Source organism: Burkholderia sp. USMB20 (assembly GCF_000949135.2).
Lineage (GTDB): Bacteria > Pseudomonadota > Gammaproteobacteria > Burkholderiales > Burkholderiaceae > Burkholderia.
Map to the genome: position 1 here is coordinate 44,455 of NZ_JTAN02000001.1, position 24,387 is coordinate 68,841.

At 67.1% G+C, this 24,387-nt stretch carries 15 protein-coding genes and 3 pseudogenes; 8 read left to right on the forward strand and 10 right to left on the reverse strand.

Features of this window, described 5'->3' with window-relative positions:
• Window positions 1-60: 60 nt before the first annotated feature.
• Genes opcM through PL79_RS00240 form a run of 4 tightly spaced genes read right to left on the reverse strand, consistent with a single transcriptional unit; the run spans window position 61 to window position 6,964 of the window.
• Window positions 61-1,596, reverse strand: a complete 1,536-nt coding sequence (opcM, locus tag PL79_RS00225; protein ID WP_044845760.1) for a multidrug efflux transporter outer membrane subunit OpcM — start codon at window positions 1,594-1,596, stop codon at window positions 61-63.
• A gap of 10 nt (window positions 1,597-1,606) precedes the next feature.
• Window positions 1,607-4,807 (reverse strand): multidrug efflux RND transporter permease subunit CeoB, encoded by a 3,201-nt coding sequence (gene ceoB / locus PL79_RS00230; RefSeq protein WP_044845761.1) that lies wholly within the window; start codon window positions 4,805-4,807, stop codon window positions 1,607-1,609.
• 46 nt (window positions 4,808-4,853) lie between these two features.
• Complete coding sequence (ceoA, locus tag PL79_RS00235) at window positions 4,854-6,071, reverse strand: multidrug efflux RND transporter periplasmic adaptor subunit CeoA (RefSeq protein ID WP_044845762.1); 1,218 nt, start codon at window positions 6,069-6,071, stop codon at window positions 4,854-4,856.
• Window positions 6,072-6,103: 32 nt separating this feature from the next.
• Entirely contained in the window at window positions 6,104-6,964 is an 861-nt protein-coding gene (locus PL79_RS00240; RefSeq protein ID WP_044845763.1) for an alpha/beta hydrolase, read from the reverse strand.
• A gap of 173 nt (window positions 6,965-7,137) precedes the next feature.
• Here PL79_RS00240 and ceoR point away from each other — a divergent pair, with 173 nt between their 5' ends.
• Complete coding sequence (gene ceoR / locus PL79_RS00245) at window positions 7,138-8,142, forward strand: putative multidrug efflux transcriptional regulator CeoR (RefSeq protein WP_044845764.1); 1,005 nt, start codon at window positions 7,138-7,140, stop codon at window positions 8,140-8,142.
• A 416-nt stretch (window positions 8,143-8,558) separates the two neighbouring features.
• On the forward strand, window positions 8,559-8,855 hold the full coding sequence (locus PL79_RS00250) for a DUF4148 domain-containing protein (RefSeq protein ID WP_044845765.1): 297 nt from the start codon (window positions 8,559-8,561) through the stop codon (window positions 8,853-8,855).
• Between the two features lie 227 nt (window positions 8,856-9,082).
• Here the strand turns inward: PL79_RS00250 and PL79_RS00255 are convergent, their stop codons facing one another.
• The 3 genes from PL79_RS00255 to selD form a co-directional block, all read right to left on the reverse strand.
• Window positions 9,083-10,150 carry a purine-nucleoside phosphorylase gene (locus PL79_RS00255; protein WP_044845766.1) on the reverse strand — a complete coding sequence of 356 codons (1,068 nt, stop codon included), beginning with the start codon at window positions 10,148-10,150 and terminating at the stop codon, window positions 9,083-9,085.
• A 246-nt stretch (window positions 10,151-10,396) separates the two neighbouring features.
• The gene (locus tag PL79_RS00260) at window positions 10,397-10,987 is read right to left on the reverse strand and encodes a LysE family translocator (RefSeq protein WP_044845767.1); all 591 of its coding nucleotides are present in this window, start codon (window positions 10,985-10,987) and stop codon (window positions 10,397-10,399) included.
• Between the two features lie 73 nt (window positions 10,988-11,060).
• Complete coding sequence (gene selD / locus PL79_RS00265; protein ID WP_044845857.1) at window positions 11,061-12,125, reverse strand: selenide, water dikinase SelD; 1,065 nt, start codon at window positions 12,123-12,125, stop codon at window positions 11,061-11,063.
• 105 nt (window positions 12,126-12,230) lie between these two features.
• Here selD and PL79_RS00270 point away from each other — a divergent pair.
• A pseudogene (locus PL79_RS00270) lies at window positions 12,231-13,068 on the forward strand (EamA family transporter).
• A 243-nt stretch (window positions 13,069-13,311) separates the two neighbouring features.
• Here PL79_RS00270 and pdxR read toward each other — a convergent pair.
• Complete coding sequence (pdxR, locus tag PL79_RS00275; RefSeq protein WP_044845768.1) at window positions 13,312-14,820, reverse strand: MocR-like pyridoxine biosynthesis transcription factor PdxR; 1,509 nt, start codon at window positions 14,818-14,820, stop codon at window positions 13,312-13,314.
• Between the two features lie 120 nt (window positions 14,821-14,940).
• On the opposite strand from pdxR, the gene PL79_RS00280 reads away from it, so the two are divergent.
• The 3 genes from PL79_RS00280 (at window position 14,941) to PL79_RS00290 (ending at window position 19,104) form a co-directional block, all read left to right on the forward strand.
• A complete protein-coding gene (locus PL79_RS00280; protein ID WP_044845769.1) occupies window positions 14,941-16,230 on the forward strand; it encodes a 4-aminobutyrate--2-oxoglutarate transaminase in 1,290 nt (429 codons plus the stop codon).
• An 89-nt stretch (window positions 16,231-16,319) separates the two neighbouring features.
• Window positions 16,320-17,789: an NADP-dependent succinate-semialdehyde dehydrogenase gene (gene gabD / locus PL79_RS00285; protein ID WP_044845770.1), complete on the forward strand. Its 1,470-nt coding sequence runs from the start codon at window positions 16,320-16,322 to the stop codon at window positions 17,787-17,789.
• Window positions 17,790-17,955: 166 nt separating this feature from the next.
• Window positions 17,956-19,104: a hypothetical protein gene (locus PL79_RS00290; RefSeq protein WP_235879165.1), complete on the forward strand. Its 1,149-nt coding sequence runs from the start codon at window positions 17,956-17,958 to the stop codon at window positions 19,102-19,104.
• A gap of 74 nt (window positions 19,105-19,178) precedes the next feature.
• Here PL79_RS00290 and PL79_RS00295 read toward each other — a convergent pair.
• Window positions 19,179-20,722: pseudogene (locus tag PL79_RS00295) on the reverse strand (methyl-accepting chemotaxis protein).
• 420 nt (window positions 20,723-21,142) lie between these two features.
• Window positions 21,143-22,686 (reverse strand): annotated as a pseudogene (locus PL79_RS00300) (methyl-accepting chemotaxis protein).
• Window positions 22,687-23,232: 546 nt separating this feature from the next.
• On the opposite strand from PL79_RS00300, the gene PL79_RS00305 reads away from it, so the two are divergent.
• Together PL79_RS00305 and PL79_RS00310 are read left to right on the forward strand one after the other, a co-directional pair.
• Window positions 23,233-23,793, forward strand: a complete 561-nt coding sequence (locus tag PL79_RS00305) for a GNAT family N-acetyltransferase (RefSeq protein ID WP_044845774.1) — start codon at window positions 23,233-23,235, stop codon at window positions 23,791-23,793.
• Window positions 23,794-23,907: 114 nt separating this feature from the next.
• Entirely contained in the window at window positions 23,908-24,387 is a 480-nt protein-coding gene (locus PL79_RS00310; RefSeq protein WP_442861520.1) for a DUF523 domain-containing protein, read from the forward strand.

Consider the following 24,387-nt stretch of genomic DNA (forward strand, 5'->3'; position numbering starts at 1 on the left):
CACGGAATCGGGGCTCTTCGATCAGCCACCTGCTCGAACGGCCCCTGGCGGGCCGCTGCTTCAACGCGCGGCGACTTCCGCCTTGACGGACGCCGCATCGCCGACGGCCGTCGGCACCGCACCCCACCCGCCGCCCAGCGCACGGATCAGGTTCACGGTCGACACGGCCTGCGCCCCGGTCAGCTGGTTCGCCTGCAACTGCGACTGCAGCACCGACCGCTCGCTGTCGATCACGTCGAGATAGGCCACTTCGCCTTCCTGATACTGCGTCCGCGACAGCGTCGCCGCACGGCGCGACGCATTGACGGCCGCATCCTGCGCGCGAATCTGGTCGTCGAGCAGACGCAGATCGGCGAGATTGTCCTCGACCTCGCGGAACGCGACGAGCACCTGCTGCCGGTAGTTCGCGACCTGCTCGTCATACTGCGCGCGCGCCTGCTGCACGCCGGCCGCCCGTCGCCCGCCGTCGAACAGCGGCAGCGTCAGCGCGGTGCCGGCGAACGGCCCGAGCAGGAACGTGCGGCTCGACCACATGAACAGGTTGCCGAGCGTCGACGCCTCATAGCCGAACGCGCCCGTGATATCGAGCTTCGGGAAGTACGCCGACTTCGCGAGACCGATCCGCGCGTTCGCGGCCGCCATCGCGCGCTCGGCCGCCGACACGTCCGGGCGGCGTTCGAGCAATGCCGACGGCAGACCCGGCGGGACCTTCACCGCGACCGGCACGATCGGCGTTTCCTTGAACGCGAAGTCCGCGGGCGCCTTGCCGAGCAGGATCGCGAGCGCATGCTCGGACGCCGCGCGCCGGCGCGCGACGCCGACCGCATCGGCCTGCGCGGTCGCCAGCTCGTTCTTCGCGCGCGACACGTCGAGCTCGCTGATGTCGCCTTCGTTGAAGCGGCGCTGTACGAGCTTCAGCGCCTGATCACGCAGTTCGACCGTGCGGCGGTACAGGTCCTGGTCCGAGTCGAGCTGGCGCAGTTCGAAGTAGTTCTGCGCGACGTCCGCCTGCAGCGCGAGCTGCACCGAACGGAACAGCGCTTCGCTCTGCGCCTGGTCGGCACGCGACGCCTCGACGTTGCGGCTCACGCGGCCGAACAGGTCGGCCTCGTACGACACCGTGCCCTGCGCGCGCCACAGCGTCGCGGTGGTCGGGCCGGTGCCCTGCGGCTGGAACTGCGACGCCGACGACAGCCCTTCGCGCGTCGGCCCGAACCCGGCGCCGACCTGCGGGAACCACTGCGAGCGCGCGGTGCGGGTCGCCGCACGCGCTTCTTCGACGCGCGCCGCCGCGGCCTTCAGGTTCTGGTTCGCGGCGAGCGCCTGCGACTCGAGCGAGTCGAGCACCGGATCGCCGAACACCTTCCACCATTCGCCGCGATGCTCGCCGTCCGCCGGTTCGGCGGTCTTCCACGTGCCGGCCTGTTCGCCGGCCGCGAGCGTCGGCGCTTCCTTGAACGCCGCGGGCGTCGACACGTCCGGGCGCTTGTAGTCGGGCCCCACCGCGCACGCGGCGAGCAGCGTCGCGAGCAGGGTGCTCGCGGCCGCCACCTTCGCGAAGCGCATCAGGCCATTCGTGTTGTGCATGTTGTCCATCTTGTTGTCCTCAAGCATCCGAAGCCGACGCACCGGAAGGCGACACGCCATAGCCGGCCGAGTCCTTGCCCGCGACGTGGATCTTGCCGCCCGCCAGCGTGCGCAGCACGACGTAGAACACCGGCGTCAGCATCAGCCCGAACAGCGTCACGCCGAGCATCCCGAAGAACACCGCGACACCCATCGCATGGCGCATTTCCGAACCCGCACCGGTCGACGTGACGAGCGGCACGACGCCCATGATGAATGCGATCGACGTCATCAGGATCGGGCGCAGCCGCAGCCGGCTCGCCTCGATCGCGGCCTCGAGCGGCGTCCTGCCGTCGTGCTCCAGTTCACGTGCGAATTCGACGATCAGGATCGCGTTCTTCGCGGACAGCCCCACCAGCACCATCAAGCCGATCTGCGTGAAGATGTTGTTGTCGCCCTGCGTGAGCCACACACCCGTCAGCGCCGACAGAATGCTCATCGGCACGATCAGGATCACCGCGAGCGGCAGCGTCAGGCTTTCATACAGCGCGGCGAGCACGAGGAACACGAGCAGCACGCTGATCGGGAACACGTACATCGCCGAATCGCCTGCCAGGATCTGCTGGTACGTGAGGTCGGTCCATTCGAACCGCACGCCGCGCGGCAGCGTTTCATGCGCGATACGCTCGATCGCCGCCTGTGCCTGACCCGACGAGAAGCCCGGCGCCGGGCCGCCGTTGATGTCGGCTGCGGTGTAGCCGTTGTAGCGCACGACCATTTCCGGGCCGAACGTCGGCGTCACCGTGACGAGCGACGACAGCGGCACCATTTCGCCCTTGTCGTTGCGCGTCTTCAGCTGCAGGATGTCGTCCGCGCGCTGACGGAACGGCGCGTCGGCCTGCACGCGCACCTGGTACACGCGTCCGAAGCGGTTGAAGTCGTTCACGTACAGCGAGCCGAGATACACCTGCATCGTGTTGAACACGTCGGTGACCGGCACGCCGAGCTGCTTCGCCTTCACACGGTCGAGATCGACGTTGAGCTGCGGCACGTTGATCTGGTAGCTCGTAAACAACGGGCCCAGCTCAGGCGCCTGCTGCGCGCGCTTGATGAAGTCGTTGGTCGCATCCGACAGCTTCGCGTAGCCGACCGCGCCGCGATCCTCGATCTGCATCTTGAACCCGCCGAGCGTGCCGAGGCCGAGCACCGGCGGCGGCGGGAACACCGCGACGAACGAATCCTTGATCGCACCGTACTGCTGGTTCAGCGCACCGGCGATCGCACCGGCCGACAGCGCCTTGCCGTGCCGCTCCGAGAACGGCTTGAGCGTGACGAACACGATGCCCGCGCTCGAGCTGTTGGTGAAGCCGTTCACCGACAGCCCCGGGAACGCGACCGCACTCTCGACGCCCGGCTGCTTCAGCGCGATCGAACCCATGTCGCGGATCACCTTCTCGGTGCGGTCGAGCGACGCGCCGTTCGGCAGCTGCGCGAACGCGATCAGGTATTCCTTGTCCTGCGCGGGCACGAAGCCGCCCGGCACGACCTTCGACACGAGCACAGTCGCACCCACCAGCACGAGGTACACGCCGAGCATCAGCGTCTTGCGCGACAGCACGCCGCGCACGCCGCGGCCGTAGTTCTCCGCGCCGCGATGGAACACCTTGTTGAAGCCGCGGAAGAAGCCGCCGAGCACGCGGTTCATCACGCGCGTGAGCCAGTCTTCCTTGTCGCCGTGGCCCTTCAGCAGGATCGCGGACAGCGCCGGCGACAGCGTCAGCGAGTTGAACGCCGAGATCACCGTCGAGATCGCGATCGTCATCGCGAACTGCTTGTAGAACTGGCCGGTCAGGCCCGACATGAACGCGAGCGGCACGAACACGGCGACGAGCGTCAGCGCGATCGCGATGATCGGCCCGCTCACTTCCTGCATCGCCTTGTAGGTCGCCGCCCGCGCGTTCATCCCGCTCTCGATGTTGCGCTCGACGTTCTCGACGACGACGATCGCATCGTCGACCACGATCCCGATCGCGAGCACCATCCCGAACAGCGACAGCGCGTTGATCGAATACCCGAACGCCAGCAGCAGCGAGAACGTGCCGATGATCGACACCGGCACCGCGATCAGCGGAATCAGCGACGCGCGCCAGGTCTGCAGGAACACGATCACGACGATCACGACCAGCGCGATCGCTTCGAGCAGCGTGTGCACCACGGCCTTGATCGACGAGCGCACGAACTGCGTCGGGTCATAGACGATCTTGTAGTCGACGCCGGCCGGCATGTCCTGCTTCAGCTCGGCCATCGTCTTGCGCACTTCGTCGGAGATCTGCAGCGAGTTCGCGCCCGGCGACTGGTTGATCGCCATCGCGACGGCCGGCTTGTTGTCGAGCAGCGAGCGCAGCCCGTACTCGGACGCGTCCAGCTCGATGCGCGCGATGTCGCGCAGATGCGTGACGCCGCCGTCCGGCGTCGTCTTCACGACGATGTCGCCGAACTCGTCTTCCGTCTGCAGACGGCCACGCGCGTTCACCGACAGTTGCAGCGGCGTGCCGGGCAGCGACGGCGACGCGCCGATCACGCCGGCCGCGACCTGCACGTTCTGCTCGCGGATCGCCTGCACGACGTCCTCGGCCGACAGTCCGCGCTGCGCGACCTTCTGCGGATCGAGCCACACGCGCATCGCGTAGTCGCCCGAACCCCACAGCTGCACCTGGCCGACGCCCTGGATCCGCGACAGGCGATCCTTCACGTTGATCAGCGCGTAGTTGCGCAGGTAGGTCATGTCGTAGCGGTTGTCCGGCGAGATCAGGTGGACCACCATCGTCAGCGTCGGCGAGCTCTTCACCGTGGTGATGCCGAGCCGCTGCACGTCTTCCGGCAGGCGCGGCAACGCCTGGTTCACGCGGTTCTGCACGAGCTGCGTGGCCTTGTCCGGATCGGTGCCGAGCTTGAACGTGACGGTGATCGTCATGTTGCCGTCGCTGTTCGCCTGAGACTGCATGTAGAGCATGTCCTCGACGCCGTTGATCTGCTCTTCCAGCGGCGACGCGACCGTCTCGGCGATCACTTTCGGGTTCGCGCCCGGGTACTGCGCCTTCACGATCACGGAAGGCGGCACGACTTCCGGATACTCCGAAATCGGCAGCAGGAACATCGCGATCACCCCGCCGAGCAGGACGATCACCGATAGGACTCCTGCAAAGATCGGCCGGTCGATAAAGAATTTGGAAATGTTCATGGGTTGCTCTGTCTGGTTGAACGCGGAAATCGAAGCGGCGGGCCGCTTACGATTCCGCCTTCGCCGGTGCGGCCGGCTTCGCGTTGTCCGCGAGCGGCGCGGACGGCGCATCGCCGCCCGTCATCGGGACCATGTGCGGCTTCACCTGCTCGCCCGGCCGCACGCGCTGCGTGCCGTTCACGATCACGCGATCGCCGGCGGCGAGGCCGCTCACGATCACGCGCCGGTTGCCGTGCTGCATGCCCTGCTGCACTTCGCGATACGACACGCGGCCCTGCTGGTCGACGACGAACACGAACTTCTTGTCCTGGTCGGTGTTGATCGCCGCATCGTCGACGAGCAGCGCCTCGTGCGGTGCGCTGCCACCCACCTTCACGCGCGCGTAGAGCCCGGGGACGAGCGTACCGTCCGCGTTGTCGAAGCGCGCGCGCACGCGGATCGTGCCGGACGACGTGTCGAGCCGGTTGTCGACCGAGTCGATCTCGCCGCTGCGCGAGTAGCCGGTTTCGTTCGCGAGGCCGAGCTCGACCGGCACCTTGCGGCCGTTGCGCGCGCCGTTGATGTACTGCAGGTAGGTCTGCTCGTCCGCGTCGAACGATGCGTAGATCGGCGACACCGACACCAGCGTCGTCAGCGGCGCGGCCGACGCGCCGGCCGACACGACGTTGCCGAGTGTGATTTCCGCGCGCGACACGCGGCCCGACACGGGTGCGGTGATGCGCGTATAGCCGAGGTTGATGCGCGCCGTTTCCAGCGCGGCTTCGGCGGCCTTCAGGTTCGCCGTCGCTTCGCGCGCCGCGTTCTGCTTCTCGTCGTAGTCGCGCTTCGCGATCGCGTTGTCGCCGATCAGCCGCTGCGCGCGCTGCCAGTCGCTCTGCGCGTAGCCGTTGCGGGCCTGCGCGGCGGCGAGCTGCGCGGCCGCGCGGTCGGTTTCCGCCTGGTACGGGCGCGGATCGATCACGAACAGCACGTCGCCCTTTTTCACGAGCGCGCCGTCCTTGAAGTTCACCGCGACGATCGTGCCCGACACCTGCGGGCGCACGTCGACTTTCTCGACCGCCTCGAGGCGGCCCGAATAGCCTTGCCAGTCGGTGACGGTCTGCGGCACGACGGTCGCGACGTCGACTTCGGGCAGCGGCGCTGCCGCCTTTTCGGGCGCGTTCGCGTTCACGCGCATCGCGCCGAACGTGCCGAGGCCGACGACGGCGAGCGTCGCGATCGCCGCGGTCGCGATTCGGGAGCGGGAGGTGCGTAGGATGGCCATGTGGATCTCCAATAAGCGTGGATTGGTTCTGGTTATTCGGAACGGTTCGGCTGGCGCGCCTGGAAGCGGCACTGGAAGAAGCGCACGGCCTCCTCGAGCGCGGCCTCGTGCGTCGCGAGCGCCGCGTGCGTGACGTCCGGGTAGCGGATCACCTGCGTGAGCACGCCCGACGAAATCAGGCAGCCCGCATATTTCTCCGCTTCGACGTGCAGCACGTCGTTCTGCGCGGTGACGACGAGCGTCGGCGGCAGGCCCGCGAGGCGCACCGATTCGAGCGGCGCCGCATACGGGTGCATGCGCTGCGCCGCCTGCGGCAGATAGGCGCGATAACAGGCCGCGCATTCGCGCGCGGTGATGTCCGACGCAAGGCGTTCGGCGTCGCCGATGCGCGTCATGCTCGGGTCGAGCATCGGCCCGAACAGCGCCTGCGCGGCGATCGACACTTCGCCGCGATCGCGCGCGATGAACGCGAGACAGTTCGCGAGCTGGCCGCCCGCATCGTGCCCCGCGACGCCGATCTTCTTCGGATTGCCGCCGAACGCGCGGGCGCGCGTCGCGGCCCACACGGCCGCGCGATACGCATCCTCCGGCGCGGCCGGAAAAGGAAAGGCCGGCGCGAGCGAATAATCGACCGACACTACGAGAGCCGGTAAGCGTTCTGCTAAAAAGCGCGCGGCGAAATCGGCGTCATCCAGCGTGCCGCGCACGAAACCGCCGCCGTGGAAGTAAAGCACTACCGGCAATCCGGTCTTGTCCGCGCGCCGATAGAGGCGCAGCACGATGTCCTGCGCGTAGCCGGGGATTTCCACCTCCGCGACCGTCAGTGCCGCGCCGGCTCTGGCTTCGGCGGGCAACGCGGCTTTCAGGAATTTGCTGAATTCAGAAGCGTCCATGACGATGCAGCATCCATTTCGAGATGGAACGAATTCTGGGTCCGGCAGACATCCGGATAAATGCCTATAATCCGGCAACACAATTCAACGCCCCCGAACAATCCAGGCTGCGCTTACCCATGAGGTAGCGCAGCCTTGTCGTTCGGGCGGCAAATTAGATTGCGGAGGTTGTGATGGACCGGCTTCAGGCCATGCAGGTGTTTACTCGCGTCGTCGATACAAGCAGCTTCACCAAGGCAGCAGAGTCGCTCAGCCTGCCGCGGGCGTCCGTCACGACGATCATCCAGAATCTCGAAGCGTTCCTCGGCGTGCGGCTGATGCACCGGACCACGCGCCGGCTGTCGCTCACGCCGGACGGTGCCGCGTACTACGAACGCTGCGTGCGGATCCTCGCCGATGTCGAGGAAACCGAAGCAAGCTTCCAGAACAACAACCGGAAGCCGCACGGAAAGTTGCGTATCGACATGCCGGGCTCGATCGGGCGGCTGCTCGTGATTCCGTCGCTGTGCGAATTCCACACGCGCTATCCGGACATCGACCTGCAGCTCGGCCTGTCTGACCGGCCGGTCGACCTGCTGCAGGAAGGCGTCGACTGCGTGATCCGCGTCGGTGCGCTGCAGGATTCGTCGCTGGTTGCGCGCCGGGTCGGATTGTTCGAGTGCGTGTCGGTCGCTGCGCCCGCGTATCTCGAGAAGTTCGGCGAGCCGCGGACGATCGAGGATCTGAACGACCACAAGGCCGTCAACTACTTCTCGAGCCGCACGGGCCGCACGATCGACTGGACGTTCCTGACCGACGGCAAGGAAGTCGAGGTCAAGATGAACGCGATCGTGTCGGTCAACGATGCCGATGCGTACGTGACGTGCGGGCTCGAAGGCTTCGGCCTGATCCAGCCGCCGCTGTTCATGGTGCTGCCGCACCTGCGCGACGGCCGGCTCAAGGAAGTGCTGCCCGGCCTCAAGCCGCTGCCGATGCCGATCTCGGTCGTGTATCCGCACAGCCGGCACCTGTCGCCGAAGGTACGCGTGTTCGTCGACTGGATCGCCGAAGTGTTCGACCGCTGCCCGCTGCTGAGCGGCAAGGGCAGCCTCGACGCGACGTGCAGCAAGCGCACGTTCGAGGAAGCCGAGCGCGCACCGGCGCTCGACACGCCGGTCATCAACGAGTGGGTCGCGTAATCGTCTGAACCGCGGTGCGCGGGCTGTGCGGCCCGCGTACCGTCCTGCCTTCGCGCCGCCACGGCGTCACGTTCGTGCCGCCTTCCCCGCCGCACAGCGCCTTTCCTGAATCCGCATCACACCTTTGCGCCGTGCGCGGAAATCGGCCGCGTGCGTGACGGCGCGCGCCGCGCGACATCGCCGGGAGCCCCGCTGCAGGCGGCTGTGCGCGATTTTCGAGTAACCCTGCCGACAGTACGGATCGCGATTGTTCCACCATCACGACAATTCAATTCGCGTCAGCCGCATTTATCGCGCCGGAACGGCCCCCTAGAGTAAACCCTGTCGCGCACCTCGTTGCGCATCGAACAGATCCCGCTTGACGGGACCGGAGCAAGCGCCGACGCGCCAACTCCGACCAACACAGGAGTTACGTCATGAACCGCCGCCATCTTCTCTCCGCCGTCGCACTCGCACTCGCCGTGTCCGCACCGGCCTTCGCCGATACGACCACCCCGCACGCCGGCGACTACGCGAACACGTCGTGGTACACGCAGCACAACAACGGCCCGCGCACGCGCGCCGAAGTCAGCGCGGAAGTCGAGCAGGCCCGCCGCGACGGCACGCTGGCCTGGCTGCGCAAGGCGAATTCGTATCCGCAAGGGCTCGAACTCGCGCAAGGCCCGTATCGCCCGACACCGGAAGGCAACCAGCTCGCCGGCGCAGGCCGTTGAGCATCGATCAACGCGCAACGCCGCGCAGCGGATGATCCGCGGCGCGGCATCGAGACACCGCCATCGAACACCCGATTAGTCAGTTAGTTGCAGGAGCCTGTGATGAACGATCAACTTCCTTCGCCGCTCGATCATTGGGACGACACGACGCCCGTCTGGACGCCGTTCCGTTCCGCGCCGCACGCGCATTGAACTTCGCGTCGATCTCTCGCTGAAGACGCTGGCCTTCAACGGCGCGGCACGCCGTCGCGCCATTCGCCCCAGTGCGTGACGATGTCCTGAACGAGCGGATTGCCCGCGCGGTACAGGTTTTCGGTCGCCGGGGCGAAACCACCCTGGTCCGCATAGTTCAGCAGATTGTCCGCGCTCGTCTGCCCTGCATACGGCCGGTCGAAATCGGAACCCGTGCGCAGCACCGCGACGCGCGACAGGTCGACCCGCTTCACGCTCGCCGCGCGCTTGAGCGCTTCATAGGTCGCGTTGTCTTCCTGTGCGGTCATGCAGTAGGTGCCCTTGCCGTCGGTGAGGATCTTGGTCCACTGGCGCGCGCGCTCGCCGATCAGCGTGCCCGAGAACCACGTATTGCCCGATGACGTGTCGCACTGGATCACCGTCGGCGGCCGATTCGCCGGCGCATACGTGAACTTCGCGCGCGCGGCCTGGGCCTGCGCGCTGTCGGCGAGCACGACGTTGCGCGACAGCGCATACGCGGCATCGGTCAGCTGCGGGTTGAGCTGGAATACTTCGGTGCGGTAATCGAGCGGCGGCTTGTCGTTCGGGCTCTTCGTATTGATGCCGAGAAAGCCGGTATTCCAGCCGGCCGGAATCTCGCGCGCATCGAGCTCCCACTGCAGGCTGAAGTCGACCAGGTATTTCGACCAGGCGGCGGAGCCGACCGTGCCTTGCGCGGGGTCGACGCCCGCGATGCCCGACACGAGGAAGTACGTGCGGCGCAGGTCGAAACGCTGCGAGAACGTGAGCGCCATGATCGTCGCGGACGCGTTCGCATAGCCCATGCCGGTCGTCACCACGCACACGTCCTGCTTGTTGCAGTGAACGGCCGGATAGTCGGGCGACAGGCCGGGCACGGTGATGTCGCGCCACGGGCCGAGCCGGTCGAGCCATGCCTGGCCTTCCGGACCGAACATCGTGATGATCATGACCTTGACCGGGCGGCCCTGTGCACCGGTCTCGGCGAATGCAGCGTTGCCCTGGTTGTTCTGCGCAATCGACGGCGCGGTCGCACAGGCGGCAAGCGAGAATGCAGCTGCGGAAAGGATGGAGCGAGTCAGCATCGGCGTTCCTTGTTTCGGTGATGTTGGGTGAGAACGGCTCTCGGAGACTGCGCGAGGGAGTATAGAACGCGCGTGTGCGATGCGGAACCCGACTACGAAACGGCGGGCGGTGTTTCGTCTCGCGATTGTTGTACGCCCGGTTCGCATGCCGCCTGACAAAAAAAATCAGGAATGCTACTCGGTTGATCGATATGAAATCGCCACATCTTCCGCCAATGATCGTGACCGACGACTGCGCTCGAGCCGCTAGACGCGAAGCATCCCCGCAACGCCATAACCGAGCACGACCAGTGCGGCCACCACATGACTCGCGGCGAGCCATCGCGGCGACTTCACGATGCGCCCGATTGCGCTGCCGCCGAACGCGAACACGAGTTGCCCGGCGAGACTGCCGGCAAACACGCAGGCGGCACCGAGCAGCCAGTGCCGATGCGCACCGGCCGCTGCGGTGGCATAGCCATAGAACAGCAGGATGGTCAGCGGATTCGCGAGCGTGACGAAGAACATCGACGTGAACGGGCGCGCGCCCGGCGGCGGCGCGGCGCCGTTCAGCGTGCGGCGCCGATCCTGCAACGCGCGCCACAGCATGCGTGCGCCCATTGCAAGCAACACGAGCGCGCCGACGAAGCGGAACAGCGGCAGGTGCGACGCGAGCGTGCTCGCGAGCATCGCGCCAATGGTGAACGCGACGAGCGCATAGCAGCCGTCGGCCGACGCCACGCCCATTGCCGCGCGCACGCCGCTCGCGGTGCCGGCGCGCATCCCGTAGTTCGCGATCATCAGCGCGACGGGCCCGACCGACAGCGCGATCATCAGCCCGAACAGGAAATCGTTCATCGGTCGTCGATGCCTTCGAGGGAAGGCATCGATTCTAGCGACCGACAGCGATCCAGCGTGAAAAAAAACCGCGTCAGGCGACGTCGACGCGCGCGGGCCCGTCCACCATCTCGCCGATCACGGCCGCACGGTCGAAGCCGTCGGCGCGGAAGCACGCGAGCACGTCGTCGACGGCATCCGGCGCGCACGCGACCAGCAGGCCGCCGGACGTCTGCGGATCGGTCAGCAGCGCCTGCGCGACGGGCGGCAGCCCGTCGGCGAGCCGCACGTCGGCGCCATATGCGGCCCAGTTGCGGCCCGATGCGCCGGTGAACACGCCGTCGGCGACGAACGCCTCGACGCCCGCCAGCCACGGCAGCGATGCGTAATGCACGCGTGCGGTCAGCTTCGCGCCGCGCGCCAGTTCGAGCGTATGGCCGAGCAGCCCGAAGCCCGTGACGTCGGTCAGCGCATGCACGCCCGGCAGCGCGGCGAGTTCGGCGCCCGGCCGGTTCAGCTTGGTGGTCGTCGCCACCATCTGCGCGTAGCCCGCGTCGTCGAGCTGGTTCTTCTTCAGCGCGGCCGACAGCACGCCGACGCCGAGCGGCTTGCCGAGCACGAGCACGTCACCCGCGCGCGCGGCCGCATTGCGCTTAACGCGCGACGGATGCACGACGCCGATCGCCGCGAGCCCGTAGATCGGCTCGACCGAATCGATCGAATGACCGCCCGCGACCGGAATGCCGGCATCCGCGCACACCGATTCGCCGCCGCGCAGCACGGCCGCGATCGTCTCGTGCGGCAGCACGTTGATCGGCATCCCGACCAGCGCGAGCGCGAGAATCGGCTTGCCGCCCATCGCGTAGACGTCGGACAGCGCGTTGGTGGCCGCGATGCGGCCGAAGTCGAACGGATCGTCGACGATCGGCATGAAGAAGTCGGTCGTCGCGACAATCGCCTGCTCGTCGTTCAGCCGGTAGACGGCCGCGTCGTCGGAGGTCTCTGTGCCGACCAGCAGGTCCGGGAACAGCGCGGGCGGCGTCGCCCGCTTCAGCAGCTCGGACAGCACGCCCGGCGCGATCTTGCAGCCGCAGCCGCCGCCATGCGACAGGCTCGTGAGGCGCGGAACGGCGGGCGAGGTGAGGGGGGCTTCGGTCATCGTCGGCATCCGGTGAATAACAACGTTCTATTATCGACAATTCCGCGCGAGCGCGCCCGGCACCCACATAATTGACGGCGCCCGCCCTCGTCCGCTCGCTCATTCATGGATCACCTGTTCATCGGCCTCGTGCTGTGCTCCGCCCTCTTGCACGCGATCTGGAATGCCTTCCTCCACGTGAGCGAAGACCGTCTCGTCCAGCTCGGCACGATGTCGCTGCCGTATCTCGCGTTCGGCATTGCGGGCGTCGTACTGCTGCCCGCGCCGGCGCCCGCCGCATGGCCGTACGTCGCGACGTCGGCCGTGCTCGAGGTCGCGTACTGCTTCACGCTGGCGCGTGCATACCGCAACGGCGAGTTCGGGCAGATCTACCCGATCGCGCGCGGGATCTCGCCGTTGCTCGTGTCGGTGCTGGCGTTCGCGATGCTGCACGAGCGGCCGACGCCGTTCGGCTTCGCGGGCATCGCGCTCGTGTCGTTCGGCATCATGTCGCTCGCGTTGCGGCGCGGCTTCCGGTTCTCCGGCGAAGGCGTGCCGTACGCACTGCTCACGGGCGTGTTCATCGCCGCGTATTCGATCTGCGACGGCATCGGCTCGCGTGTATCGGGCAGCGCGCTCGGCTATATCGCGTGGGTTTATCTGCTGTGGAGCGTGCCGCAACTCGTGTTGGTGTGTGCGATGCGCGGCGGCCCGCGCGTGGTGTTCGGTTCGCGCGCGTCGCTGCGGCAAGGCGCGATCGCCGGCACGATCTCGCTCGCCGCCTATGGAATCGTGATTCTCGCGTACCGGCATCTGCCGGTCGCGACGGTATCGGCACTGCGCGAGACAAGCTCGATCTTCGCGGTCGCGATCGGCTGGTTCGTGATGCGCGAGCGGCCCGGCGCGCAGCGCGCTCGCAGCATGCGCGCTGGTGGTCGCGGGCGCGGCGTTGATCCGGCTTTGACGCGCGTGCGTATGCCCTCAGGAAGGACCGGCAGTCACGGCAGGTCCGGTGCACTCGGCAGTTGGGCCGTTGTGTGCTTGCAGCCGAGGTTTTTCCAGACGAGGCAATTGTCTCCGCGCGGCGGAGACAATTGACCTGGACCTGCTTGAAAACGCTGATCCATATCGACTCCCTCTCATACGTGACTTTCGCATCGCGCTCTGCCGTCTCGAGCGTTGGTCGTCACCTCAACTGCCGCACACGTCAAGCCGCCGCAATCAGTCCGTCGAACGCCCGCTCGTCGATCGCCTCGGCCAGCGTCGCGAACGCCGTCGCGATCTCGTCCTCCGGCACGCACGCATAGCCGAGCAGCAAGCCCGACGCCGCGCGTTCGCGCTCCGCGTAATAACCGGACAGCGGCCGCACGACGATGTTGCGTTCGAGCGCGGCCTGCGCGACCGCGCGATCGTCGACCCCGTCCGGCAGGCGCGTGACGAGATGCAGCCCCGCATCGCTGCCGAGTGCCTGCAGCGTGTCGCCGTAGCGGCGCGCGACCGCATCGAGCAGCACCTCGCGGCGCTGCCCGTACAGCGTGCGCATCTTGCGGATATGCGACACGAAGTGCCCTTCCGCGATAAACTCGGCGAGCACCGCCTGCTGCAGCAGCTGCCCTTCGCGATACAGCTCGGCGCTCGCGGTCGCGAAGCTCTCCGCGAGCGGCTCCGGCGCGACGAGGTAACCGACGCGCAGCCCCGGGAACAGCGTCTTGCCGAAGCTGCCGACGTAGATCACCTGCCCGGCCGTATCGAGCCCCTGCAGCGACGCGAGCGGCCGGCTGCCGTAGCGGAATTCGCTGTCGTAGTCGTCCTCGATGATCCAGCAGCCGTGCTGGCGCGCGTATTCGAGCAGCATCCGGCGCCGCGCGAGGCTCATCACCATCCCGAGCGGATACTGGTGCGACGGCGTGACGAGCATCAGCTTCGGCGGCTCGGCGAGATCGGCGGCCGACGGCGCGATCCCTTCGTCGTCGACCGGAATCGGCCGCGTGGTCAGCCCCGACACGTTCAGCACGCTGCGCACGCCCCAGTAGCACGGATCCTCGGTCCAGATCGCGTCGCCCGGATCGGTCAGGAGCCGCACCGCGAGGTCGATCGACTGGTGGATCCCGGTCGTGATCACGATCTGCTCGGGCGTGCAGCGCACCGAACGCGACGTGCGCAGGTAGTCGGCCAGCGCCTCGCGCAACAGCGCGAGGCCGCCGCCCGGCGCGTAGGTCAGCAAATCGGGGCGCAATCTCCGCCAGTACTTGTTGTGCAGCCGTGTCCACACGCGCGCCGGAAAGCGCGACACATCGGGCACGCCGGGCATGAACGCGCCGCCCTGGCGCTTCGACACGCCCGCGCCCTCGACGAGCCGCGTGCCGCGCGCGGACAGCCGCCGCGCGGACGATGGCGCCACCGCCGGGCCGGCGGCCGGGTCGGGCGACGCGCCGACGATCTCGTCCGGCGCGCTGTCGGCGACGAACGTGCCGCGCCCCGTCGCCGAGTTCACATAACCTTCGAGCGCAAGCTGTTCGTAAACCTGCGTGACCGTGTTGCGGGCGATCCCGAGCTCGGCCGCCAGCAGCCGCGACGACGGCACGCGCGTGCCGGCCGGCAGTTCGCGCGACAGGATCGCCTGCTGCAGCAGCCGATGCAGCTGCCGGTAGATCGGCTGTTCGCCGCCGCGCACGAGGCGCTGCGCCAGCCAGTCCGACAACACGCTTGCGCGCATGATTGGCTCCTGAATATTTATTGAAATGGCTCTGATTGCCAGAGCCAAATGTGATTATAGTCGCCTCCATGGGCTGCCAATGCGGCCGATTTTTATCCCACCGGACAGAACATCAAGGAGATGACCGTGAAGAATGCCGACCTGCAGGCCCGCAAGAACGCCGCCACCCCGCGCGGCGTCGGCGTGATGTGCGATTTCTACGCAGCCCGCGCCGAGAACGCGGAGCTGTGGGATGTCGAAGGCCGCCGCTTCATCGATTTCGCCGCCGGCATCGCGGTGCTGAACACGGGCCACCGCCACCCGAAGATCGTCAAGGCGATCGCGGATCAACTGAACAGCTTCACGCACACCGCTTACCAGATCGTCCCGTACGCGTCGTACGTCGAGCTGGCGGAAAAGATCAACGAACGCGCGCCGGGCGACTTCCCGAAGAAGACCGCGTTCTTCACGACCGGCGCCGAAGCCGTCGAAAACGCGATCAAGATCGCGCGCGCCGCGACCGGCCGTCCGGGCGTGATCGCGTTCTCGGGCGGCTTCCACGGCCGCACGATGATGGGCATGGCGCTGACCGGCAAGGTCGCCCCGTACAAGCTGAACTTCGGCCCGTTCCCGGGCGACGTGTTCCACGCGCCGTACCCGAACGCGCTGCACGGCGTGACGACGGCCGACTCGATCAAGGCGATCGAGATGCTGTTCAAGGCCGACATCGATCCGAAGCGCGTCGCCGCGATCATCTTCGAACCGGTCCAGGGCGAAGGCGGCTTCAACCCGGCGCCGGCCGAGTTCGTGCGCGCGCTGCGCAAGATCTGTAACGAGCACGGCATCCTGCTGATCGCCGACGAAGTGCAAACGGGCTTCGCGCGTACCGGCAAGCTGTTCGCGATGCAGCACTACGACGTGCTGGCCGACCTGATCACGATGGCGAAGAGCCTCGCGGGCGGCATGCCGCTGTCGGGCGTCGTCGGCCGTGCGGACGTGATGGACGCAGCGGCTCCCGGCGGCCTCGGCGGCACCTATGCGGGCAATCCGCTGGCCGTCGCGTCGGCGCACGCGGTGCTCGAGATCATCGACGAAGAGAAGCTGTGCGACCGTGCGACGCAACTCGGCGACGTGCTGAAGGCGAAGCTGAATTCGCTGCAGGCCGACGTGCCGCAGATCGCCGACGTGCGCGGCCCGGGCGCGATGATCGCGGTCGAGTTCCTGAAGCCGGGTTCGGGCGAGCCGGACGCGGAATTCACGAAGCGCGTGCAGACGCGTGCGCTCGAGCGCGGGCTGCTGCTGCTCGTGTGCGGCGTGTACTCGAACGTCGTGCGCTTCCTGTTCCCGCTGACGATCCCGCAGGCCGTGTTCGACGAAGCGCTCGTGATCCTCGAGGAAGTGCTGAAGGAAACGGTCGGCGTGCCGGCCTGAGTTCCGGTCCACGTCAACTGAATGCGCCGCCGCCGTCGTCAGGACGGCGGCGGCCTTTTTATCCGTCATTTTCAAGGCAGGCGATTCATATGAGCACCGTTCAGGAAACCCTGGCACTGAAAGATCCGTCGCTGTTCCGCCAGCAGGCGTATGTCAACGGCGAATGGCAAGGCGCGGCGAACGGCGAGTCGTTCGAGGTCCGCAACCCGGCAACCGGCGGCCTGCTCGGCACCGTGCCGGCGATGGGCACGGCCGAGACGCGCCACGCAATCGAGGCCGCGAACGCCGCATGGCCGGCATGGCGCAAGAAGACCGCGAAGGAGCGCGCGGCGATCCTGCGCAAGTGGCACGACCTGATGATGGAAAACGCCGACGACCTCGCGCTGATCCTGACCACCGAGCAGGGCAAGTCGCTCGCCGAGGCGAAGGGCGAGATCGGCTACGCGGCGTCGTTCCTCGAGTGGTTCGCGGAGGAAGGCAAGCGCGTGTACGGCGACACGATCCCGACGCCGGCGAGCGACAAGCGCATCGTCGTGACGAAGGAAGCGATCGGCGTGTGCGCGGCGATCACGCCGTGGAATTTCCCGGCGGCGATGATCACCCGCAAGGTCGGCCCGGCGCTCGCGGCAGGCTGCCCGATCGTCGTGAAGCCGGCTGAAGCGACGCCGTTCTCGGCCCTCGCGATGGCCGTGCTGGCCGAACGCGCGGGCGTGCCGGCCGGCGTGTTCAGCGTCGTCACCGGCGACCCGAAGGCGATCGGCGGCGAGCTGACGTCGAACCCGATCGTGCGCAAGCTGTCGTTCACCGGCTCGACGCCGGTCGGCCGCCTGCTGATGTCGCAATGCGCGGCGACGGTCAAGAAGGTGTCGCTGGAACTCGGCGGCAACGCACCGTTCATCGTGTTCGACGACGCCGATCTCGATGCCGCCGTGCAGGGCGCGATCGCATCGAAGTACCGCAACAGCGGCCAGACGTGCGTGTGCACGAACCGCTTCTACGTGCACGAAGCCGTGTACGACCAGTTCGCGCAGAAGCTCGCGGCGGCGGTCGGCCAGCTGAAGGTCGGCCGCGGCACGGAGCCGGGCGTCACGCAAGGTCCGCTGATCAACGAAGCGGCCGTGCTGAAGGTCGAGGCGCACATCGAGGACGCGCTCGCGAAGGGCGCGACCGTCGTGACGGGCGGCAAGCGCCACGCGCTCGGCCACGGCTTCTTCGAGCCGACCGTGCTGACGGGCGTCACGCCGGCGATGAAGGTCGCGAAGGAAGAGACGTTCGGGCCGCTCGCGCCGCTGTTCAAGTTCGGCAGCGACGACGAGGTGATCCGCCTCGCGAACGACACCGAGTTCGGTCTCGCCGCGTACTTCTACAGCCGCGACATCGGCCGCGTGTGGAAGGTCGCCGAAGCGCTCGAGTACGGGATGGTCGGCGTGAACACGGGCCTGATCTCGAACGAAGTCGCGCCGTTCGGCGGCGTCAAGCAGTCGGGCCTCGGCCGTGAAGGCTCGCACTACGGCATCGACGACTACGTCGTGATCAAGTACCTCTGCCTCGCCGTCTGACGGTTCGGGGCCTGGCGCTTCGGCGACAGGCCCTGACCGCCCGGCCGGAACCGGGCGGTCACGACGCGGGCCGGTACCTCCTCTCCGCCGTGCCCGCGTCACCTTGCCGTGCGCGATGTCGGCACGCGTTCCGTGCGCGACGTCGATGCCGCATCGGCCAAACGTCATGCCGTTCGGCAATTTCGTTCAAGTCTCATTTCTCGTTCCGCTGCCAGCCGCTAGATTGAGCGTTCCACCTCGATCCGGTTTGCCTGCGCATGAACAGTTCCTCCATCCGCCCGACCTGCGTATCCCCCGCGCACCGCGCCCTCGTCGCGCTTCCTCGCACCCGTCCCGGCATCGCGCCCCGCACGAAGGGAGCCCGCACATGAGCGTCGGATCAGCCGATCGTCGTACGTGCCCGCCCGAGGAAAAGCGCAGCGGGCCGAGCAATCACCAGCCGTTCAACGTCGTCTACGACGGGCCCGCGCTCGGCGAGCACCGGATGGACGTGCGTGACCTCGCACCGGTGCTGCTCGCGATCGCCGACCTGTTCTCGTCCGCCAACAAGGAACTCAATGGCGACCACTCCGAGGTTCGTCTCGAGGTCAGGGGCGGCTTCAAGGCCGGCTCGTTCCATGCAGAGCTGATCTTCGTCCAGTCGCTCGCGAGCCAGATCCGCGACCTGTTCGCCGGGCCGAACGCCAATGCGTTCAGCAACGCACCGGCAATCCTCGCCGCATTGGGGATCATCGGTGGCGGCGGGCTGATCGGCCTCATTCGCACGCTGCGCGGGCGCAAACCGCATCGCACCGAGCCGGACGGAGCGCATGTCAGGATCTGGATGTCGGAGCAGGAATGCTTCGTCGTCGATGAACCCATCGTCCGGCTGTATCGGAACCGGGCCGTTCGCGTCAACCTGCAGAAAATGCTCTCGCCGCTCGAACATGACGGCATCGACAGCTTCGGCATCGTCCGCGACGACATCGTCGAACTCTCGATCGAACGCGACGAACTCGGTACGTTCGCGAGCAGCGACGATCCCGGCGAAATCGTCACCGACACGATCGCACTCAAGATGTTGAAGCTCGAATCCGTCGTGTTCAAGGACGGCAACAAATGGCGCGTGCACGACGGCACGTCCGCGTTCTATGCGTCGCTGGACGACGAACGGTTCATCGCGAAGATCGATGCCGGCGAGCGCTTCGGAAAGGGCGACGTGCTGGTCGTCGATCTGCGTCAGACGCAGATCGTCACCGACGACGGGCTTCGCAACGAATACCGGATCGTCACGGTTCGCGAGCACCGTGCGCCGTTGCAACCGGCGCTGATTTGATCTGCGCCCCCCCGTGGAGGTGACGCGCGGGCCGCGCGTCTCCGCCGTGCCCGCGTCACCTGCCTTGCCCGCCTTCAACGAAACACGTTCACCGCATCCACAAGCCGCGTCGCCTGCTGCTTCAGGCTTTCCGACGCCGCCGCGCTCTGCTCGACCAGCGCCGCGTTCTGCTGCGTGATGTTGTCCAGATGCACGACCGCCTGGTCGACCTGCGCAACCCCGGTGCTCTGCTCGGCCGTCGACGAGCTGATCTCCGCGATCAGGTCCGACACGCGCTTCACCTGCGTGACGATGTCCTCCATCGTCTTGCCCGCGCCGTCGACGATCCGTGCGCCCGACTCGACCCGCTCGACACTCGCGCCGATCAGTGTCTTGATTTCCTTCGCCGCGTTCGCGCTGCGCTGCGCGAGCGCCCGCACCTCGCCGGCGACCACCGCGAAGCCGCGTCCCTGATCGCCCGCGCGCGCCGCCTCGACCGCCGCATTCAGCGCAAGGATGTTGGTCTGGAACGCGATGCCGTCGATCACGCCGATGATGTCGGAAATCTTGTGCGAACTCGCCGTGATGTCGCTCATCGTCGTGACGACTTCGCTCACCGCCCGTCCGCCGCGCTCGGCCGCCTCGCTCGCCGAAACCGACAACTGGTTCGCCTGCAGCGCCGTCTCCGCGTTGCTCGATACGGTGGCCGTCATCTCGGCCATCGACGCAGCCGTCTGCTGCACGCTGGTCGACGCCTGTTCGGTGCGCGCGCTCAGGTCGTTGTTGCCTTGCGCGATCTCGTTGCTCGCGCGTTGTACGTTGTGCACCTGCTCGCTGACGTCGTCGACGAGCCAGCGGAAATCAGCCCGAGCTGGTTGATCGTGCGCGGCGTCATGCCGATCTCGTCGACGCGGTTCATCGCCACGCCGGTGCGGCTCTCGCCGGTCGCGACGCGCAACGCCTGGTCGCGCAACTGAATCAGCGGACGCACGATCTGCGCGTCGAGCCACAGTCCGGCCGCCACCGCTACACCGACCGCCGCACCGGCAAACGCCGCGAGCCCGCCGCCGGTCAGCCCGCACGCCCACCCCGCGCCGACGACGGCCGGCGCCAGCACGCACAGGGTCGAATGAACGCGCGCGCGCACCGACATCGTCTGGAACAGCGACGCGACACGCATCAGCCCGGTACGGACGATCAGCCCCTTGTGGAAACGGCGATTGCCGGCCTTGCCTTCGCGGAACGCGCGGTACAGCGCGTCGGCCGCCGCGATCTCGTCGCGCGACGCCTTGGTGCGCACCGACATGTAACCCGTCGGCTGCCCGTTGCGCATCACCGGCACCGTATTCGAACGGACCCAGTAATGATCGCCGTTCTTGCGACGGTTCTTCACGAGCGCGGTCCACGGTTCGCCGTTCTTCAGCGTCGCCCACATGTCGGCGAACGCCTCCTTCGGCATGTCCGGGTGCCGCACGACGTTGTGCGGCTGACCTTCGATCTCCTCGGGGGAAAATCCGCTGACCTGAATGAACGCGGCATTCGCGTACTTGATGTAACTGTCCGCGTCGGTGGTCGACATCAGCGTCGCGCCGTCGGGAAAATCGAATTCGCGTTGCGTGACAGGCTGGTTATTGCGCATGGTGTTGGAGTTCCCGGGTTGCGGATCTTTGCGTCCGCTTGTGGATTGAACCGAGACCGTCCGCATCGCGGTCGTCCCGCATGCGTTCGATCAGACTCCTGCGCTTTCGGCAAATCCGGCGAAAACATTATGCCGGCTTCGGGTAAATATGCATGAATTTCGCATCATCTTGATTCAGCCGAACATTTTGTTTATATGTAAATAAAATCCAGCTTTATCAAATACTTGCGCCATCAATCATCTGACTATCCCGGCGCTTGTTCCGACGGGATTCACGAGTCGATCCGGAATCGAGAATGCGAATCTCTCTCGTTTAATTCATGTAAATCGAAACGAAAATCGGGGATTTCGCCGCCTTGCCCTGATTTGCTTCGCGTTGCCTCGCAGTGGCGGGAGCGCGCTGGCACGCGCGCCCGACGATCACCGAAACACGTTCACCGCGTCCACGAGCCGCGTCGCCTGCTGCTTCAGGCTTTCCGACGCCGCCGCGCTCTGCTCGACCAGCGCCGCGTTCTGCTGCGTGATGTTGTCCAGATGCACGACCGCCTGATCGACCTGCGCGACCCCGGTGCTCTGCTCGGCCGTCGAACGAGCTGATTTCCGCGATCAGGTCCGACACGCGCTTCACCTGCGTGACGATGTCCTCCATCGTCCTGCCTGCATCGTCGACCCGCCGCGCCCCCGACTCGACCCGCTCGACGCTCGCGCCGATCAGTGTCTTGATTTCCTTCGCCGCGTTCGCGCTGCGCTGCGCGAGCGCCCGTACCTCGCCGGCGACCACCGCGAAGCCGCGCCCCTGTTCGCCCGCGCGCGCCGCCTCGACCGCCGCATTCAGCGCAAGGATGTTGGTCTGGAACGCGATGCCGTCGATCACGCCGATGATGTCGGCGATCTTGCGCGAGCTGTCGGTAATGTCGTTCATCGTCGTGACGACTTCGCTCACCGCCTGCCCGCCGCGCTCGGCCGCCTCGCTCGCGGACACGGCGAGCCGGTTCGCTTGCAGTGCGGTCTCCGCATTGCTGTCGACGGTGGCCGTCATCTCGGCCATCGACGCGGCGGTCTCCTGCACGCTCGACGCGGCCTGTTCGGTGCGCGCACTCAGGTCGTTGTTGCCTTGCGCGATCTCGTTGCTCGCGCGTTGCACGTTGTGCACCTGCTCGCTGACGTCGTCGACGAGCCAGCGGAACATCAGCCCGAGCTGGTTGATCGTGCGCAGCGTCATGCCGATCTCGTCGACGCGGTTCATCCGCACGCCGCGGCGGCTTGCGCCGGTCGCGACATTCAGCGCCTGGTCGTGCAGCCGCTTCAGCGGACGCACGATCTGCGCGTCGAGCCACAGGCCGGCCGCCACCGCCACGCCGACCGCCGCACCGGCAAACGCCGCGAGCCCGCCGCCGGTCAGCCGCACGCCCACCCGGCGCCGACGACGGCGGCGCCAGCACGCACAGCGCCGAATGAACGCGCGCGCGCACCGACATCGTCTGCGGCAGCGACGCGATGCGCAGCAGCCCGGTTCGGATGACCAATCCCTTGTGGAAACGGCGCTGGCCGGCCTTGCCTTCGCGGAACGCGCGGTACAGCGCGTCGGCCGCCGCGATCTCGTCGCGCGGCGCGCTGGTGCGCACCGACATGTAGCCCGTCGGCTGCCCGTCGCGCATCACCGGCACCGCGTTCGCGCGCACCCAGTAGTGATCGCCGTTCCTGCGGCGGTTCTTCACGAGCGCGGTCCACGGTTCGCCGTTCTTCAGCGTTGCCCACATGTCGGCGAACGCCTCTTTCGGCATGTCCGGGTGCCGCACGACGTTGTGCGGCTCGCCGACGAGTTCGTCGGTCGAGAAGCCGCTCACGTGCGCGAACGTCGTATTCGCGTATGTGATGATGCTGTCCGCATCGGTGGTCGACATCAGCGTGACGTCGTCGGGAAATTCGAATTCTTGTTGGGTGACAGGCTGGTTGTTGCGCATGCAGGGCTCCGAAAGGCGGATCCGGCTGCAGGATCCGCGCAGCGCGAAAATCACGCTCAGTAGCCGAAAAACGGTTTATCGCTTTACGACGGTCTCGTCCTTACTGTCGGCAAGCTCCGGAAAAACCTTAATCCGGACGCGCGTGAGAGATCGAATTCGGTCATCGGCATGATTTCGATCAAGTCATCCGGCGATAATCACATCCGACGCTTTGCGAAAGTGAACCGATGCTTTATGGAATAACCCCTTGCAACGAGCCAATCTACGCAGCCGTTGCGCGCAGCGAAACGACTCTGCCTGGTCTGCTCCATTCGACCGGCATTTGAACTCGATGAAAAAATCCCGGCTGCAATTGAATCGGCCGCCCCGGAATACGGCACGGCCTGCGCATGACGGCGATAGACACGATCAGGCCGCGCTTTTCCGCGATCGCGACACGATGCGCATTCCGCAAACGCACGACATGCACGACATGCGCGGCGCCGCAGCAGGCACGCGGCCGCACCCACCCAACCACACGCAACGCGCTGCACACCGGACCACCGCATGACACGCCGCACCGCCACCGAACGCGACGCACTCTCGGCACGCCTGCTCACCCGCGACGAACTGCCGCTCGTCTGGACCATCGACCGGCGCGAGAGCATTCATCATCTGTACGCGCTGCGCGACGGCGAACTGCAGCTCGTCCCCGACTTCTACGACGTGCGCGGCTGGCCCGACGGCGAAGCCGAGCACTACACGCCGATCCTGCTCGACTGCCACGATCGCGGCGGCTGGTGTCTCGGCATGTTCGACGGCGCGCGGCTGGTCGCGGCGGTCATCGTGGACGCCGATCCGCTCGGCCCGCGACGCGACATGCTGCAGCTGAAGTTCCTGCACGTGAGCCAGGACTGGCGCGGTTGCGGGCTCGGCGAGCATCTCTATCGCGCGGCCCGCGCGCAGGCACGGACGATGGGCGCCGCATGGCTCTACGTGTCCGCGACGCCGTCGCAGCGCACGATCGACTTCTACCTGCGCCTCGGCTTCACCGTCAGCGCATCGCCCGACCCGGCGTTGTACGCGCTCGAGCCGGAGGACATCCACCTGGAAGCGCCGACGGCCTGACGCGCGCGAACGCCACCCGCGCGCAACATTTCCGCGCGCCCGACACCGCCCGCACGGAGAACGACATTGCAGAACACGCCGCAGCCGCCGGTCACGCCGAAGATCCTCGTCAGCATGTGCGTGCTCGGCCACCCCGTCCGTTACAACGGCTCGGCGAAAACCGCCGCGCATGAAACGCTCGTACGGTGGCAGCGCGAAGGGCGCCTGGTGCCCGTGTGTCCGGAACTGGCAGGGGGATTGAGCGTGCCGCGTCCGCCCGCCGAGATCGCGGCAGGCGAATCGGGGCAACGCGTGCTGTCGGGTGCCGCGCGCATCGTCGACGTGCACGGCACCGACGTGACGGCCCCGTTCGTCGACGGCGCGCACGCCGCGCTCGCGCTGGCACGCGCGCACGACTGCCGCTTCGCGATCCTGGCGGACGGAAGTCCGTCGTGCGGAAGCAGCTTCATTTACGACGGGAGTTTTGCGGGCCGGCGGCATGCCGGCGCCGGTGTGACGGCGGCGTTGCTGCGCCAGCATGGCATCGAGGTGTTCGCGGACACCGAGATCGACGCGCTCGCGGCACGCATCGCGCAGTATTCGCCGGCTGAATGA